This is a genomic window from Desulfofundulus luciae (genome assembly GCF_030813795.1).
Lineage (GTDB): Bacteria > Bacillota > Desulfotomaculia > Desulfotomaculales > Desulfovirgulaceae > Desulfofundulus > Desulfofundulus luciae.
The window spans coordinates 63,984-79,220 of record NZ_JAUSUX010000002.1 but is presented as its reverse complement, the minus strand read 5'-3'; the positions used below and the strand labels follow the sequence as shown (position 1 = coordinate 79,220).

19 protein-coding genes are annotated in these 15,237 nt (G+C 51.6%); 1 reads left to right on the top strand and 18 read right to left on the bottom strand.

Annotation, left to right across the window (positions count from 1 at the left end):
- Positions 1–68 precede the first annotated feature (68 nt).
- From J2Z49_RS01855 to yabG, 4 genes are all read right to left on the bottom strand, one after another.
- Complete coding sequence (locus tag J2Z49_RS01855) at positions 69–1,112, bottom strand: CAP domain-containing protein (protein WP_307399326.1); 1,044 nt, start codon at positions 1,110–1,112, stop codon at positions 69–71.
- A gap of 192 nt (positions 1,113–1,304) precedes the next feature.
- Positions 1,305–1,700 (bottom strand): hypothetical protein, encoded by a 396-nt coding sequence (locus J2Z49_RS01850; protein ID WP_307399323.1) that lies wholly within the window; start codon positions 1,698–1,700, stop codon positions 1,305–1,307.
- Between the two features lie 43 nt (positions 1,701–1,743).
- Positions 1,744–2,748: a chymotrypsin family serine protease gene (locus J2Z49_RS01845; RefSeq protein ID WP_307399321.1), complete on the bottom strand. Its 1,005-nt coding sequence runs from the start codon at positions 2,746–2,748 to the stop codon at positions 1,744–1,746.
- A 122-nt stretch (positions 2,749–2,870) separates the two neighbouring features.
- The gene (gene yabG / locus J2Z49_RS01840; RefSeq protein ID WP_307399319.1) at positions 2,871–3,740 is read right to left on the bottom strand and encodes a sporulation peptidase YabG; all 870 of its coding nucleotides are present in this window, start codon (positions 3,738–3,740) and stop codon (positions 2,871–2,873) included.
- Positions 3,741–3,868: 128 nt separating this feature from the next.
- On the opposite strand from yabG, the gene J2Z49_RS01835 reads away from it, so the two are divergent.
- Positions 3,869–4,672, top strand: coding sequence for a glycosyltransferase family 2 protein (locus J2Z49_RS01835; RefSeq protein WP_307399317.1), 804 nt, complete (start codon positions 3,869–3,871; stop codon positions 4,670–4,672).
- Between the two features lie 148 nt (positions 4,673–4,820).
- On the opposite strand, the gene rbr is transcribed toward J2Z49_RS01835, so the two are convergent.
- From rbr to J2Z49_RS01765, 14 genes are all read right to left on the bottom strand, one after another.
- On the bottom strand, positions 4,821–5,357 hold the full coding sequence (gene rbr / locus J2Z49_RS01830; RefSeq protein ID WP_307399315.1) for a rubrerythrin: 537 nt from the start codon (positions 5,355–5,357) through the stop codon (positions 4,821–4,823).
- Between the two features lie 64 nt (positions 5,358–5,421).
- On the bottom strand, positions 5,422–5,754 hold the full coding sequence (locus J2Z49_RS01825) for a rubredoxin-like domain-containing protein (protein ID WP_307399314.1): 333 nt from the start codon (positions 5,752–5,754) through the stop codon (positions 5,422–5,424).
- A gap of 168 nt (positions 5,755–5,922) precedes the next feature.
- Positions 5,923–6,393, bottom strand: a complete 471-nt coding sequence (locus J2Z49_RS01820; RefSeq protein ID WP_307399312.1) for a ribonuclease H-like YkuK family protein — start codon at positions 6,391–6,393, stop codon at positions 5,923–5,925.
- Between the two features lie 77 nt (positions 6,394–6,470).
- Positions 6,471–7,361, bottom strand: a complete 891-nt coding sequence (gene rsmA, locus J2Z49_RS01815; protein ID WP_307399310.1) for a 16S rRNA (adenine(1518)-N(6)/adenine(1519)-N(6))-dimethyltransferase RsmA — start codon at positions 7,359–7,361, stop codon at positions 6,471–6,473.
- 173 nt (positions 7,362–7,534) lie between these two features.
- Complete coding sequence (locus J2Z49_RS01810; RefSeq protein ID WP_307399308.1) at positions 7,535–8,554, bottom strand: ubiquitin-like domain-containing protein; 1,020 nt, start codon at positions 8,552–8,554, stop codon at positions 7,535–7,537.
- Between the two features lie 302 nt (positions 8,555–8,856).
- Positions 8,857–9,177, bottom strand: coding sequence for a DUF6951 family protein (locus tag J2Z49_RS01805; RefSeq protein ID WP_072869545.1), 321 nt, complete (start codon positions 9,175–9,177; stop codon positions 8,857–8,859).
- Positions 9,178–9,554: 377 nt separating this feature from the next.
- On the bottom strand, positions 9,555–10,043 hold the full coding sequence (locus J2Z49_RS01800; RefSeq protein ID WP_307399304.1) for an ABC transporter permease: 489 nt from the start codon (positions 10,041–10,043) through the stop codon (positions 9,555–9,557).
- The gene (locus J2Z49_RS01795) at positions 10,040–10,198 is read right to left on the bottom strand and encodes a hypothetical protein (protein ID WP_307399302.1); all 159 of its coding nucleotides are present in this window, start codon (positions 10,196–10,198) and stop codon (positions 10,040–10,042) included. Before J2Z49_RS01795 ends, J2Z49_RS01800 begins: the two co-directional genes overlap by 4 nt.
- An 87-nt stretch (positions 10,199–10,285) precedes the next feature.
- On the bottom strand, positions 10,286–10,789 hold the full coding sequence (locus tag J2Z49_RS01790; RefSeq protein ID WP_307399300.1) for an ABC transporter substrate-binding protein: 504 nt from the start codon (positions 10,787–10,789) through the stop codon (positions 10,286–10,288).
- Between the two features lie 519 nt (positions 10,790–11,308).
- Positions 11,309–12,346, bottom strand: a complete 1,038-nt coding sequence (locus J2Z49_RS01785; RefSeq protein ID WP_307399298.1) for a radical SAM protein — start codon at positions 12,344–12,346, stop codon at positions 11,309–11,311.
- 375 nt (positions 12,347–12,721) lie between these two features.
- The gene (locus J2Z49_RS01780) at positions 12,722–13,159 is read right to left on the bottom strand and encodes a PadR family transcriptional regulator (RefSeq protein ID WP_307399296.1); all 438 of its coding nucleotides are present in this window, start codon (positions 13,157–13,159) and stop codon (positions 12,722–12,724) included.
- Between the two features lie 101 nt (positions 13,160–13,260).
- Positions 13,261–13,575 carry a DUF6951 family protein gene (locus J2Z49_RS01775; protein WP_307399295.1) on the bottom strand — a complete coding sequence of 105 codons (315 nt, stop codon included), beginning with the start codon at positions 13,573–13,575 and terminating at the stop codon, positions 13,261–13,263.
- Positions 13,576–13,612: 37 nt separating this feature from the next.
- The gene (locus tag J2Z49_RS01770; protein ID WP_307399293.1) at positions 13,613–14,689 is read right to left on the bottom strand and encodes a uroporphyrinogen decarboxylase family protein; all 1,077 of its coding nucleotides are present in this window, start codon (positions 14,687–14,689) and stop codon (positions 13,613–13,615) included.
- A gap of 121 nt (positions 14,690–14,810) precedes the next feature.
- Positions 14,811–15,221 (bottom strand): (2Fe-2S)-binding protein, encoded by a 411-nt coding sequence (locus J2Z49_RS01765; RefSeq protein ID WP_307399292.1) that lies wholly within the window; start codon positions 15,219–15,221, stop codon positions 14,811–14,813.
- Positions 15,222–15,237 lie beyond the last annotated feature (16 nt).

Below are 15,237 nucleotides of genomic sequence, written 5' to 3'. Positions count from 1 at the left end.
TTGGCAATCCCCCAGAAAAAGAAAAAATCCCCCGGTTAAATGCAAACCGGGAGATTTTCCGAATCCAGTCAACCAGCGAACATCTGCACGAAAATCTTGCCGTAGCGGGGACTGGGAACCACGCCTATACCGATCTCCTTAAAATTGGCGTTTAAGATGTTGGCCCGGTGGCCGGGGGAATTCATCAAGTTTTCATGGGCAATATCCACCGTGGGTGCACCCGCCAGGTTCTCGCCGGCATAACGATAGGTGATGCCAAACCGGCTCATCATTTCAAAGGGACTGCCGTAGGTGGGCGAGGTGTGGCTGAAATAGTCTTTTTCCACCATATCCTTCGCTTTGAGCCGGGCTACCTTCACCAGCTCCATGTTCACTTTCAACGGGGCCAGGCCGTAACGCGCCCGCTCCTGGTTGACCAGTTGGAGCATCTGCTGCTCGTCTACCGTAAGACCGCTTACCGGCCCGGGCTGCGGTACCGGCCGTGGATCAAGCTGCGGTTGCGCAGGTTGAGGCGCGGCCTGAGGTGCAGGTTGAGATGCAGGCTCCTGCTGTGACAACCCGCCTTGTCCACCCACCAATAGCTGCACTATATACAGCCTGGAGCCCTGCCGGGCTACGCCCACTCCTATCCGGTCATATCTGGTGCCCAGTATATCCTGCCGGTAGCCCGCAGACTTAATTAAAGCCCGGTAGGCGCTGTCCACCGATTGGGCCAGAACCAGGGTTTGGGCGGCATAAGTGTAACTGATCCCCTTCGCTTTTAACAGTTGGGGCAGTGAGCCGGACAATCCGCCCAGACCCCTGTCCACCATCTCGCCGGCCCTCTGCCGGGCCAGTTCCACCAGCCGGGAATCGGTCCGGAAGGCCGGCAGGCCTTTTTTGCTCCTCTGGTAATTAACCAGGGCCAGCATACGGCTCTCTTCCGGGGTGGGGGTTGCCTGCCGGGCGGCCGGGGTGACTTCCGGAGTGGGAACTTTTTGCCCCTCACTGCCGTCTAAATAGTTAAAACCGCAGGGGACGGCGGCCTGGGCGAGGGCCGGAGAAAAAAACAGCCCCAATAACAACAGCGCACCTAAAATCACACCGGCCAGCGACTTTAAGCTTTTGTTCATGGCCACACTCCTTTTCTTTTTTTACGCCCTGGTTGTCCCGGGCGTTTTTATCTAATCTATCAAAAAAGCCACTTTCCGGCAAAAGCGTTATTTCGACGCAATCCGCCATAAAATTAGCAGGGGATCCAGATACCCTCCTTTACTGGCTGATTATACATCTTCTGCGTCCACTGGGATATTCTGTTATTTCCGTCAGCCGGGGGTATAAATGACCGCTCCCAATCCCTCGGTAACGGCCAGGCATTCCATCCCCGCTTCCCCTTTAAAAAAGACCGTTAAGATGAATAAGCCCCGCCGAAAGGCCTTGCGAAAACGCCAGAGCAACAATTCATCTATATTATGCAATACCTTCATGACTACCCCTTCACCCTCCAAAAGCAGGGCATAGCGGCCGTCGGATTGGCGTGCGGTCACTATCTGAAAAGACCGGGAACGGTCAGTCAGGGCATCGATTTTTTCCATAAAGCAGCGGGCTATTCTTACGGCTTCCTGGCGGGTACCAATTAGCGGTCCAATAGCCGGGATTTTTCCTCCCAGCATTACCAGGGCAACCTCCGCACCACCCGGAAGGAAATGATCAATCACCACCGCTTCACCTCTAGCTACGACCTTTGCTCAAGGCAACAAGCCTTTAAAACTCTACCTCCAGACGGGAGAGCACCTGTTCGATGCGGTTAAAAACCGTGTATTTATCAGAACCGGCAAATAAAAGTCCCACGGCCCGCTTCTCACGATCCAGCACTAAAGAACCGCTGTCTCCGGGCCGGGAAGTCATGTCGGTGACCACCTGGTCGGTAAACCAGCCCTTTTCGTCATTGCCTATCTCCACTTCCAGGGTTACCCCAATGGCGGTAACTGAACCCTCGGAAATTCCGCTGGTACGACCGCTTTTCATTACCCCCTGACCCGGGGCCACCCGGGCCACACCTTCTATCTTCCCAATTTCCAGAATCTCATCGTCAATTAAGCCGGGGTCGTCCGGACGGGCCACGGCGGCGTCGATAATATTGCCGCCCCGGTAATGTTGGAACATTTTTAACTGGTAGTGGGGCCTGACCAGGCGGATCAGTAGATTGCCCGCCCTGACCAGAGCTTCTGCCACCGGGCATTCGGCCTCCTGGACGCTGCGCAACAGGGGCGAAAAGCGCAACAACGTGCCAATGCGGTCCCCGGCCTGACCGCCGTCATGGGGACCCGGTTGCAGGATGGGATCCCCGATGGCAGCCCGCCCATCCTTCCCGTCGGTGGCATTGGCCAGAATGTGGTTGTTGCTTAAAATCAGCGGCTCCTTGGTAACCCGGTCCTTCACCACCGCACCAAAGGTACCGGCGCTGATCTTGTAGTGACCGATGCTCATTCCCGGTCGCGCCGGTCGCTCTTTCCCCGTACGCAGGGAAAGCAACCTGACCTCGCCGATTTCTATGATATCGGTAGGCAATCCGTCAATGTAGGCCGGCACCTGTTGTGCGCGGATCAGGCCGTCGGACGGCACCTTTTTTTTCACAAAGATAATGAGGGCGGGGTGATTGGTGGTTTCGCCGGACACCTGTTTGAGGCCAATTCCTACCCCGGTCACATTGGGCAACTGCAAAAGCTTTTCCCGGGATTTTTTCAAAACGCGAAAATACTTTTCCATAAAAATACCCCTCCTCAAGGTCCTCGTGCCATCATATGCAAAAGGACTGGAAGGGGTGACGGAACCTGTTAGCAGGGAGGCTTAAGCTACAGAGAAATAAGCGGCACCTATTAATAAACCTATTAATAAGGAGATTTAGGCAGCCCGAGGCGGTATTTCCCCCTGGTTTCCACACCGCCGATACCGGGGAACCCGGTGATGGTCCCGGCTATAATGTCCTTTAAGGAGATCTGATCATAGATTGAGGTATAGGCAATTTTTTCTACCACAAACACCGGGTCAAAAGTATGAATGAGTACCCGGTGGGGTGAACTGGCAAAGTTTGCACCCGCCTCCAGTATAGCTTCATAGTGGGACTGGCAGGCCCCCGCAAATATGACCAGGTCATCCCGGCTTTTTTCATACAAACGCGCTTTTTTTACTGCTTCCACAAAATAACGGGAGTTATGGTAACTGTTCAGGTCGGAAAAATTTTGCGTGTCCTTTTCAATGCCGTCGTGACCGGTAAGCACCAGTATATCGGGGCGGTGTTGTTGCAACAGATCTATAACCACCTCTGGCTGTTTTTCCTCATCGATGTGATAACCGGAAGCCGGTATGCCCAACTGGCGGTAGGTAGTCAGGCATAGATCCAGGTAGTCACCGTCGCCATCCATATGCAACACCGAACCTGGAACATCAAAACTACCTAAATTGGAGACCACGTCGTTACCCCGGACCAGGCGTTGCCGGTCCTGTTCCCGGCGCTGAAAAATGCGTTTCATGTGTTCGTGATTTTTGGTCATAAAGGAATGCCAGAAGGCAGCGACTTCAGCCGGCTCAAACTTGCGCAGGTCCTCCACCGGAGCAGTGGCACAAAGGCGCTTATCCAGGCCCTTTAAACGGGCACTTTTTTTACCGTCTTTTCCTACGGTTAACTCCACCACTTTAAAAAAGATATCGCAGCTGTATGAAATCCGCCCCACTATGTCCCCGACCTTGATTCCTTCCACGGCGGCTTCCTCCTCACTTTTTTCCCATTTTATGTTGGAACCTCCGGAAAGGGTGAGGACATATGGTAACGAACGCACAGTATGGTTACATAAGTTATATATCAGTCCGCTGAAGAAAGGAGATTCCGATGCTGGTAGCTGTGGTTCCGGTGAAAAACGAAGCTCCATCTTTGGAAAAAGTTTTAAAGAACCTGCTGGCCGTACCCGTGGACCTGGTGATCCCGGTACTCAACGGCTGTAATGACTGCTCGGAACAAATTATTCAGGGTTTTCCCGCCCGGCTGGTACAACCGCTGGTTTTTGCGGAAGCCCTGGGCATCGACATACCCCGGGCGGTGGGAGCAATCCGGGCCCAAAAACTGGATGCGCAGGCCGTTCTTTTTGTGGACGGGGACATGGGCGGGGACATCGTGCACGTGTTGCGGGAACTGGTCATGGCGGTAACCACCAGAGGAGTAGACCTGGCTTTAACCAACTGTTACCCCGCCAGAGAACTGGTCCGGCTTTCCGACCTGGCCAGCTACCTGCTGGAAATACGCCTGGCCTTAAACCGGGAACTGGGCCTGGCTCAATTAATAGGACCGGCTTCCCCCTCCCACGGCCCCCACGCCGTTTCCCGCAAGTTCCTCGACCAGATACCCCTGCGGGAGCTGGCCGTACCCCCGGTAGCCCTGGCTCTGGCCGCCAAACAGGGCTTGAAAACCGGTGTGGGGGCCACCATTGCCCACCGGCACCTGGGTTCTCCCTTCCGCAGCCCCGTGCACGCCCGGCGTATTGCCGAAACCATCATCGGCGATTGCCTGGAGGCTATAAATTTGGCCCGCGGTCTGCCCCGGGAACGCAGCCTCAACGGTGTCACCTACCTGGGCTACCACCCGGAGAGAAGGTTTGATTTGCTGGAAGCTTTCAGTTTGCCGGAAGGCTTGACATAATCAAAATGAAGGACCTTTGGTCACGAAGTCACCGGCGTTCTCAGAAAAAAAGCGGCCTTCCGGGTGATAACTGCCCCGAAAGGCCACCATTCCTGGTATTTACGCCTCTTTTTCAAACATATCCTTCCCGACGCCGCACCTTTTCAATTTAATAATTCTCACAAAGCAGCTCGAAAAAGGCCTGGAGATGATTACATACCGGGCATACTTTCGGCGCCTCGGCACCCTCATGGATGTGACCGCAGTTGCGGCACTTCCAGCGTACCGACCCTTCTTTCTTGAACACTTTTCCTTCCCTCAAATTCTGCAACAGGGCCCGGAAACGCCTCTCATGCTCCTCTTCCACCCGGGCCACGCCTTCAAAAAAGGCAGCAATCTCGGTAAAGCCCTCTTCTCTGGCCACGGCGGCAAATTCTTTGTACATGGTGGTCCATTCATAGTTCTCCCCTTGAGCGGCAGCCTCCAGGTTGGCCGCCGTATCGCCAATGCCTCCCAGGAATTTCAGGATGCGCTTGGCGTGTTCCTTTTCATTATCGGCCGTTTCCTGGAAAATGGCAGCGATTTGCTCGTAGCCGGCCTTTTTGGCCTCGGAAGCAAAATATGTATACTTGTTGCGGGCCTGGGATTCCCCCGCAAAAGCAGCCTTTAAATTGGCTTCCGTACGGGAACCGGCAAGAGGTTTCATACAATCATCATCCTCCCCTGTTTCTTTTTTAAAACTAATTTAATAACTCAATGAGAATTAAATTTTAACCCCATTTGCCCTTGGAGATGTGGGTCTGGATTTCGGCTTTGGCCATCTGGGCCAAAATGTGGGCCTGTTTTTTGGCCGCCTGGAATACGGTGAGGCAGCCGGGATCCAGATTATCCTTGATACCTTCATCGGCCAGAGCTTCCACCTTTTGCATGAGGGCAATCAGTTTGGCGTGGAGATTGTTGGTGTAGCGGGAGCGCTCGATGAGCCTGGCTTCTTCATCAGTCAATTGGGCGAACTTTTCCCGCGGGGCACCACATTTCGGACATTTTTCCGGGGGTTGATCCCCATCATGGATGTAACCACAAACACCACAACGCCATTTCATTGATTCTTTCGCCTCCTTCGATGGCTATTTTGAAAAACCCTGTTGATAATCACCCTGCCTATATTATAATAATAATTATCCTTACTATCAAGGGCCAATTTTCCATTTTGGCTTAAAAATTATTAATAAATTTGTCGAAAAGTATACCGGCCCAACCGGAAGGGCAACCTATTTTGTATGCTTGTCGGCCACGCTGGAAGCACCATAAGCTTCGGGCTTAATCTTGGCCTGGAAGCCGCTCCCCGTGACCATACCTACCACTTCCCGGATCAGATCTCTGGTTTCGCCATGGGTACCCACATCGATGTGGATTTCCACCTGCAAATCGTCCAGACCGCACTCGGCAAAATGCCTGGCAATTAAGCCGCCCAATTCCAGACTCAGGGCGGTTTCGTAAAAGATTTTCTGCCTCAAGCTTTTAATTTTGCGCTGGATCTTTTTGCGGTAATAATAGCGGGCGCCCTTGCCCAACCGGTGAACAATAACAGCCGTGATGAAACAGGTTTCCTGCTTCACCTGGGAATCGGAACCAACAATAATCTTGTAAGCCGAACTGGGCAGGCCGGTAATATAGCCCATGATATCGGCCATCATTTGTTCAAAGGTTAATCTTCCTTTAGTAGGACTGGTAAAATACATGGCATACCTCCCCATGACGTCACAAGCTCTAATGCTTAAACAGGAAGACTACCAGCCAGAATTAATTGCCGTGTTCCTCATGAGGAAATGCCGCTTTCCATCAGGCGTTGCCGGCAGGCCCGGGCCAGGGCGGCAAATTCTGCCAGACCCAGGGTCTCGCCCCGGCAACGGGAATCAATGCCGGCACGCTTTAAGACTTCCTCCCAGGTCGCCCGGGTCCAGCCGGGAAAAATTTTAGCCCCGGCCAGGGCGTTGGCCAGCGTTTTGCGTCTCTGGCCAAAGGCTCCCCGCACCAGGGTGAAAAAAAGATCCTCATTGTCAACCACCACTTCCGGTTCCTGCCGTTTGGCCAGCCGGACCACCGCCGAATCCACTTCGGGCTGGGGGAAAAAAACCGTCCGGGGAACACGAAAGAGAATCTCCGGGCGGCAATAATATTGCACCGTAACAGTAAACGCCCCATAGTCCTTGCTTCCGGGCCTGGCCACAAGCCTGTCGGCAACCTCCAACTGGATCATGAGCACCATTCCGGCAACACCGGATTGCCCCCGTAAAAGGTGCATGATCAGGGGGGTGGTGATGTAATAGGGGAGATTGGCCACCACTTTGTAGGTTGTTGCTCCCGTGACCCTGGACACCAGCCGGTCGAAATCTACTTCCAGGGCGTCTTTAAGCACCACGGTGACATTCTGCAGGCCGCCCAAAACCTCTTCCAGCACGGGTAACAGCCTTTTGTCCAGCTCCACGGCCACCACATGGGCGCAGGTGCCGGCCAGGGCCGCCGTGAGGATACCCGCCCCCGGACCTATTTCCACTACCACATCCCCGGGTGTAACACGGCTGGCCGTCACGATTTTACGCACGATATTGCCATCTATTAAAAAGTTTTGTCCCAGCGACTTGCGCAAACGAATATTGTGCTTTTCTAAAATGGCCCTTACCCGGCCGAAGGAAACCTGCTCGGACACTCCCAAACCCTCACCCGCCACTTATTAACATACTCATATTATACCCCATCTACTTTCCCTGATAAATTAAAAAAAGGGGAATTTACCCCTTTTTAATCACCTTTTAATACATGTTAACAAAAACTCTTTTGGAAAGAACGCGGCTCTCGTTGCTGCCTTCCAATATCTAACTTCTAATCCAAAACGTAAACATTCACCCGGCGAACACCCCAGCGTCTGGCTTCGGCTGCATTTTCCATGAACAGGTCAACCCGGTTCCCTCGAATGCTGGAACCCACATCAAGAGCCGTGGCATAACCATAACCCTCTACATAAAGGCGGGTACCCAGGGGAATAACCCGGGGATCCACTGCGGCCACGCCAACACGCGGGGGCACTCCGTAGGCAGTGTTGTTACCCGTATAAGTATAGGCAGTAGCCACCATATTAATTACCCGGCTGAACCGGATGTCCCGGCCGCCCCGGGAAACCTGCTGCAGCGTGCCCACCCGGACAACCCGGTCCACGGGCGGGGTAACCACCTGGCTGGCTTCCATGACCCGTTTAACTTCCCGCCCGTCATGGTAGACCAGCACCCAGCGCTGCTTTTCCTTTCCCTGCCGGCCGGCCCGAACCACCTTTACCTGCCCGCGCATCAGGCCGGGATCCGGTTCCCGGCGAATCGAATAAGGGACGGGAACCATTATTTCCCTGGCCACCTGGCGCACCCTGATCACGCGAATGGCCATTTCGGGGCGGATTTTTTCTGCGGGGCCGGGCGTAACTATGTCTTCCCTGCCCGGCACAACCTCCGCCTCTTGAAGCGCTTCCCGGACAGTGGGTGCCGCAGTGAGCAGTTTTAACGTCTTTCCGTCAGCAGTTACCGTAACCGGGACCGCCCGTCTAACAACCACCCGCATTCCTTCGGTAACCGGCGCAGAAGGATCGGGTTCCACCCGGTCCCAGGAACCTAACCGGATACCCTGTGTTTCCAAAAGATCTCCCACTGTGTTGACCCGGGTTTCCAGGGTAACTTCCTTTCCGTCTACCACCAGGGTAATATGTTTCTTCGCCCGGGCATACCCGGCAAAGACCAGGCTTCCCGCTACGACTACGAGAAACAGACACAGGGCCAGCAAAGTAAGGCGGAAATTGCGGGGATGGATACCACCACGACAGGAATTTCGCGGGCGGCCGAGGGTAGACCATTCCACATTATCCCTCCTTTTACATTGCTGTTACCCGCCTGGCTGAATCACTGGCTATTATTCGCGGCGCAAGAATCAATTTCCTGCCGCTGAAAAGAAAAAGTTGTGTCGATAAGCGGCGCCAGGTTGTTGGCATATCTTAAACTTTTATGAGGTTGCCGGTAAAATCTTTTCGTTAATATCCTATGCAGGAAGGCTGCAAAAATGAACCGGAGCTTCCCGGGATCCCTTAATTACGCCAAATGAAAAAAGTCCCGTTTTTACGGGACGACATTGTAACCGGGCACTACGTCTTCAGTTTCTTCACCCTAGCCATGAGCGTCAATTTTAATGATCACGTCCTTGGGAACGGCTCCGCCCAGTTCCACCTGAATGGTCTTGATGATGGCGCAGGGCACCGGGCAGTCGGGATGCTTCAGCCTTTTGCTGGCCTTCTGGTATATTACCGAATCGATCATTTTGCCAAAGACATTGCGGCTGCAGTCCACCTCGGCCAGGTCCTCGTTTAGACTGCGCAGGTCCTGGCAGGCGCTGATAATCTGCACCCGCACCTTCATCTTGCCTATCTTCGTAACTTTTATCACACTGGTAAACCCACAGGCGCCAGCCATCACTTTGGCTTTGGCCATGTCGCCTACCCCTCTCCCCGGAAAAACCCTGCTTTAACTGATTAAATTATAAAATAAATACCCTGGTATGGCAACGGGCGAGAAGACTAGTCCGTGTCAAGATTCAGATGGTATCTCTACAAAAAAATTTACCGTAATGAAACCTCACCGCTTAAAACATAAGCTTCACAGCGGCGGCCTTGACGCCCACTTAGAATTTAATCATAATTTTTAGGGATTTTTATTTAAGTCCTATATTAATGTGTTTAGTATCTCGCTTTTCAGTTGGGCAAAACAAGGAGTACCGGTTAACGAAAAAGAACGAGGAAAGCCAAAAGGAACCTGTATTCCCCGAATTATCCTTCCCGGGCGCCGGCTCATAATGTAGATTCGATGTGTTAAAAGCAATCATAAATGGAAAAAAAAGCAGCCAGGGCTATAAGAAACAGAGTTGTTCTCTCTCCCACCCCAAACCAGACCATTGCCACTGGAAGCCAGCCAATCCCCGGAATGGTCCGGAAAAGATGTATCGTGGGATCAATGGTTCTCTTTACCGCAGTAATACGCCCAGTTAAAAAACCCAGGGGCAGCCCTACGGCCGCCGCAAAGCCAAACCCGGAAAAAACTCTGGAAATGCTAGCCAGGGAGTGATCCAACATGGTGCCTGAATAGGGTGTTAGTTGCCAGTTTCCCAAGGCAAAATCAAGGGCAACTTTACCAATCTCCATTGGTCTGGGCAACAAGTAGCCGGGGATATTGCCATCGACTGTTACCAGGTGCCAAACAATTAATAACAGGGCGGGCAGGGCTAACCCTAACGGGTTAAGCCTGCCGTCGATATCTGACCAACATAAAATTTTAGTCCCCGATTCTTTAAATGACCTCATTTCCCCATATTTTTCCGTGCCTCCTCGACAAAACTTAGATCGAACAGCGCGTCCACGTCCGGTATTTGAGAAATCATTCCCAGTTCCTTCATGCGCTTGGCAAGGTTTTTTGCGCGCTGGACATACTCTTTATCCAAATCCCAGGCAAGCTCCATATTTCCGACAGCTATATCCAAAACTTTCCGGTCCGTTCCAAATCGGGAAGCCAGATTGAGCCACTCCTCCGGGCGATTTTTCAGTTGCTACGTAGCCATGGCGTGGGCATTTACCAGTTGCTGGAGAAGCCGGCGGTTGTTTTTAATTTTGTCACGGGTGGTAATCATAACCGCGTTAATGGTCCCGATATCATCTCCGTAATAAGGATAGGCAAGTATACGCCCGTAGCCGTTAACAACGGCCAGGGAGGGGTATGGCTCTCCACTTAAGAAAGCGTCTACAGCTCCTTGGGAAAGGGCCTGCCCCATATCGAAAAAGTCAACTCGCGTGAGATGTACGTCTTTCTCTGGATCGAGCCCCGCCCGCCTTAATACTTCCAGTAGCAGGACATGGTGCATGGTACCCGGTACATAAGCGATTTTCTTCCCTTTTAAATCCGAAGGCTTATGAATTTCTGAATCTTTTCGCACCACCAGCGCTGAACACTTGTTACAAAGACCGCAGACGGCTACCACCGGCTCACCCTTGGAAGCCGCGGTAAGGGCAAGGGCCACGGTTGAACCACACATGTCAAGACTCCCTGCCAGCAAGGCAGCCTTTTGGTCAAAAGCTACCGGAAGATTGGGAAAAGACCTACAGCTACTACCGGCCGGTGCTCCTGGAAACTCTTGTGGAAAAGGACCGATTTGCCAGGAACCTGCTACAGGGCGGCCAACTGGATATTTGTCGGCAGCACGCAGGGCCGGGGCAAGCTGGACCGGTTCAAAGAATACAAGCTTCCGGTTAAGGATATTTATCTTTCCCCCCTCGTGAAAAATTTTCGAGACATTCTCCTCGGGTTATCACCCCAATAACTGGTTCACTGAATATTTACTACCTTCTGTTACTCCCGTCATTTTTAACTAAGCAGGCCATTTTCCAAAGACGATATCCCAGGAATAGAGCCAGCTGACGAAAAAATTTGGTAGTGCCAATGGTTTAATAACCCTAACCATTCTACCTATTACAAGGTCTATAAAACACGTGTTTGGCTCTTAAATTTTAAATAAAACTGTCTTGATAATAGGGTCCACCTTGGGCGCGAGGGGGTCGCTAATTTTAAAATTCCTTCAATCAGTTAGGGGCGATACAGCTTTGGGGCGAACGGGAAATGCCCCGGAAGGTCCTTCCAGAGGTGTATAACCTGCCTCTACAAGTAGTTCCTTACAATCTTCAACGGTGAAACCCCTACCTTTTGAGGTATCCTCGAGCACATCCCGAGGATTAGGTCCTGTTTCCGCGTATATCTGATTAGCTCCAGCTCGCAGAGGTAATATCCTTGCCTCGTGAACGCCCATAGCCTTTATGGAATCTCCCACAACTATCCTTGTGACGGCAACTGCTTTGGCTAAAGTCCACTGGGATATCATACCGTATTTATAGAGAGGAGTTTGAGGAACGGGAACTCTCCACATAGCTGCAAGACTTGCAGCGAGATAATCTTTTCCTCTGAACATCTCCTCGACTAATTCCTCTGGGGAGTGCTCAGGACCAATTGGCTCAACGCAATAAGCGAGGGCGAGTCCGAAATCCCTAATCGTTTCGAGCGTGCGTAATCTGACTTTAGGATCTATTTCAGTATCCCTTCCTTCGCGCAGGCGGAAGACATGGTAGGCGCCTTGAAATCCCGCTTCCAGTAATTTCTCCGCTTCTTCTGGACCGAAATCCCCGATATTGGCTACCATTGGCATATCTGGGGAAAGAACTTCACGCACTGCTTTTGCGATTTCCAAGAAGCGCCCAAATGGATAATCCGCAGTAGTCATCAGGAAGATAGCGTTTGCTCCAGCATCCTCAAATGCCTTTGCCCTGCTGACGACCTCCTCAAGGCTCAGTTCCACACGCGAGGTAAAGACGCCCCATTTCTCGCCGAAAGTGCAGAATGCGCAGCTTTTAGGACAAGGCCAAATGTTTATACCAACTTGCGCCCATACCTCGCCTTTATCCCCGAAGTGTCTCCTCGTCAGTGTGTTGGCTACCGACATAATAGCATAGAGCTCGGGTGAGTTTTCATCTACTTGCAGAAGTTTGACTGCTTCCTGACGAGTGATTTGCTCGCCTGCTAATGCCTTATCAAGGATTTTCTCAATCTCAGGGTCCAGTTTCATTTTTTAACACCTCCTGTGGGTTTTACTCATTTATGATAGGCAACAACCCTTCTTTCCTGCCATTCATATTATGGGTTCTTCAAACACTACTCCATAATGACCGTAAAGTTCATTTCGTACCTCCGTCCAATAAACCAGTCTTCCCCCATGCCTACCCTTTCGTAAAAACCTCAAAATTTTTTGCCTCACCCCCTGAACACACAGAAATTTTGTTGTATGCTTAATCCACGGGTTACTTTGAACCGCTTCCAAAGAATATTCTTTCTTTCCCATGCTTTTCTGGTCCGTGCCCTTTTCCGGATTGCCCGCTGGTCAAGGAAAAGAACCGGGAAATTCTTTCCCTGACCGAAAGAAATAGATGTTATAAATCATGCTTTATGACCGGTCTTTAGTGGTTACTTTCTTTGCTTCTGAAAGTAGCATACCTATTATACGCTGATATTCTTCCAGGGTTTCAATCCAGCGCCTCAGGCATTCCTTACCTCCTTCTGTGATACGGTAAAAGCGTTTGGCCGGTCCTGTCCGGGAGATATCCCAGCAAGAAACGATTAAGCCACGCTTTTCCATAGCCTTAAGGCAGCGGTAAACACCGGTGGGATCCGGCTCATCACCGTTGAACATTGGTGTTTCGGCCAACCTTTGAACAATTTTATAACCGTGGAGATTTGCCTCAGTGAGAATTATCAATATGGCAGGCTGAACCATTTTGTCCAGGTATTTGCCTTCACAGGGACAATTCTTAATTTCCAATATAAGACTCACTCCAATAATAGACTTAGTCATATAGTTGGCGAAAAAAAAATATTGAAACAAATAAGGGAATTGTCAACTCAGTATGGTAAGGTTTGTCCAAAAGATTTTACCGTAAACTGCTTAAAAAGCCAGCTTTACAGCGGCATCGACAACGATAAGTATTAACCGATTACCCTGATGAACCCATCCCGGGGGAGGGCCAACCCGGCGGCCACCTCGATGGCCTTCATAATCCCGGCAGGTACCAAACAGGCCGGGTGGGGAATAAAGGGAGAGCTGAGGCGGTATACCTCACCCTCATGCAGCTTGCCGAACAATTCCTTATACGCGTCGACCTTTTTCAATTGCTCCTGCACCTTTTGCCAGTTAGGACATTCGCTTTCCACCTTCAGCTCCACCATACGCCTTTGTTCTGCTGTAGCCGAAACAACGGTATTAAAACCGCAGATACCGCCAAAGATTTCTACTTTGGCCATTAAAAGAACCCCCAGCCCAACTTGATAATAGGCAAACTCAATGATAAACCCCGTATGTCCGCACCGCCTGCATAATGGCTGCCATGTTCAGGAGCGACCCGTTTGGCGGGAATTCACAGCCCGGTGCCAGAATAAATCCTCCATCGCAGTCCTTGAAGGTTTCAATCTCCCGGCGGCACTCCTCAATAACCTGCTCCGGAGTCATGATCAGACCCAGTTCAGACGGGATCAGGTAGCCCATGGTCACCACTTTCTTACCCCATTTGGCTGCATGTTCGGCCCAATCCTTGCAATCGTCTGCCGGGTAGGCGTGGGAAATGGCCTGTGGATTCAGCCATTTGATCTGGACGTCGAAATAGGTGGCCCCGCCGCAGTTGTGTAACGCCAAGGCAATGCCCGCATCCCGAATCACGTCGCACAACTTTTTAGCGTATGGCCCCTCCATCTCCTCCCACATTTTCTTACTCATGATGGTTTTGCAGGCATAAAGGGTATCAACGGCAATCGCGTGTACCCCGGTCTCAATCATGGCCCGGGCGTAATCACACAATACTTCGGTAACCACTTCCAGCCCCGCTTTCACAACCTCGGGCCGTTTCAGGCAGTCTTTAAACAGACGCTCATGGCCGCGCAACTGGGAGAGCACACCCAAGGGACCGTATATAAAGCCGCAGACCACCTTTTCCTTACCCCGGGCCTTTACCACCCGCGATAGCATTTCCAGAACCATTTTCATGCGGGGTGTTTCCCGGGGATTGATTTTTTCTAAACGGTAATAGTCCTCTTCATTCTTAATAAACGGCTTGTTGGTATCGGTGTAGGGTGTGCTATGCGGTGGGAAAACCGTTGCCTGGCCCCAATCGGCCGATTCCACCGATAGGTCAACGAGCCCCACAATAACATCATAATCAAAGAGGTCCACGGACTGGATAAAGGCTTCAGCACAGGCCTCAGCATCAGTGGCCCACTTGGGATAGGTAACGCCGTTAACCCGACGGGCAGCACCGCATAACAACGGAGCTACCGGTACCCGGTCAGGTTTTTGGTAGTTTAACGCCGCGACCACCCGTTCTACTGAGGTCATCTCTTCGCCCTTGTGCTTGAGCAACATCATAGCAAACCCCTCCTATTTAAAATTTATTACCAGAATTTGCAATAATATCTCACAAGATTACTTAATTTGAATCTTTTTGAGCCAAACCCCGTGCAATCACCGATTGCACCGCCGGTTTACATCAACGGCCGGCAGGGTTTCTGGTCAGGCATTCTTTACCCGTATTCGCGCCGGTATGACGCTGGATGTCGGCGAGAGATGAACAACACCCTTTTTCAATATGGGCCAGGATCTCCCGGTCGGTCACTCCGCGGCAGTAGCACACAGGTACGGGTCCAGCATGCTTTTTGAACCATACCGGCACCTTTAAATCTTTTTCCTCAAATACATTACCGCTACCATTGAAATAAACCACGGAGCACTCCGGCGAGGTGCATAAATGGTAGGAATCTCCTCTTATCAGGGGTAGTTTTTCATCGACAACCAAACTGGATACGGTGATCACCTTTACAGGCAAGCCGGGAGTTCCGCAACGAGGGCAGGGTTCTCTCGGGCGTGCGGATAAACCGGCTCCACAGATATTGTTTTGCATAAGATGTTCCTCCTCC

What these genes read in the sequence shown, in the direction of transcription:
- J2Z49_RS01820 (WP_307399312.1), bottom strand. Translation starts at nt 6,393, where the DNA reads ATGTATTTTACCAGTCCTACTAAAGGAAGATTAACCTTTGAACAAATG.
- J2Z49_RS01800 (WP_307399304.1), bottom strand. Translation starts at nt 10,043, where the DNA reads ATGAGGTCATTTAAAGAATCGGGGACTAAAATTTTATGTTGGTCAGAT.
- J2Z49_RS01785 (WP_307399298.1), bottom strand. Translation starts at nt 12,346, where the DNA reads ATGAAACTGGACCCTGAGATTGAGAAAATCCTTGATAAGGCATTAGCA.
- J2Z49_RS01765 (WP_307399292.1), bottom strand. Translation starts at nt 15,221, where the DNA reads ATGCAAAACAATATCTGTGGAGCCGGTTTATCCGCACGCCCGAGAGAA.
- J2Z49_RS01835 (WP_307399317.1), top strand. Translation starts at nt 3,869, where the DNA reads ATGCTGGTAGCTGTGGTTCCGGTGAAAAACGAAGCTCCATCTTTGGAA.
- J2Z49_RS01825 (WP_307399314.1), bottom strand. Translation starts at nt 5,754, where the DNA reads ATGAAATGGCGTTGTGGTGTTTGTGGTTACATCCATGATGGGGATCAA.
- J2Z49_RS01805 (WP_072869545.1), bottom strand. Translation starts at nt 9,177, where the DNA reads ATGGCCAAAGCCAAAGTGATGGCTGGCGCCTGTGGGTTTACCAGTGTG.
- J2Z49_RS01770 (WP_307399293.1), bottom strand. Translation starts at nt 14,689, where the DNA reads ATGATGTTGCTCAAGCACAAGGGCGAAGAGATGACCTCAGTAGAACGG.
- J2Z49_RS01775 (WP_307399295.1), bottom strand. Translation starts at nt 13,575, where the DNA reads ATGGCCAAAGTAGAAATCTTTGGCGGTATCTGCGGTTTTAATACCGTT.
- J2Z49_RS01845 (WP_307399321.1), bottom strand. Translation starts at nt 2,748, where the DNA reads ATGGAAAAGTATTTTCGCGTTTTGAAAAAATCCCGGGAAAAGCTTTTG.
- J2Z49_RS01795 (WP_307399302.1), bottom strand. Translation starts at nt 10,198, where the DNA reads ATGGAGCTTGCCTGGGATTTGGATAAAGAGTATGTCCAGCGCGCAAAA.
- J2Z49_RS01855 (WP_307399326.1), bottom strand. Translation starts at nt 1,112, where the DNA reads ATGAACAAAAGCTTAAAGTCGCTGGCCGGTGTGATTTTAGGTGCGCTG.
- rbr (WP_307399315.1), bottom strand. Translation starts at nt 5,357, where the DNA reads ATGAAACCTCTTGCCGGTTCCCGTACGGAAGCCAATTTAAAGGCTGCT.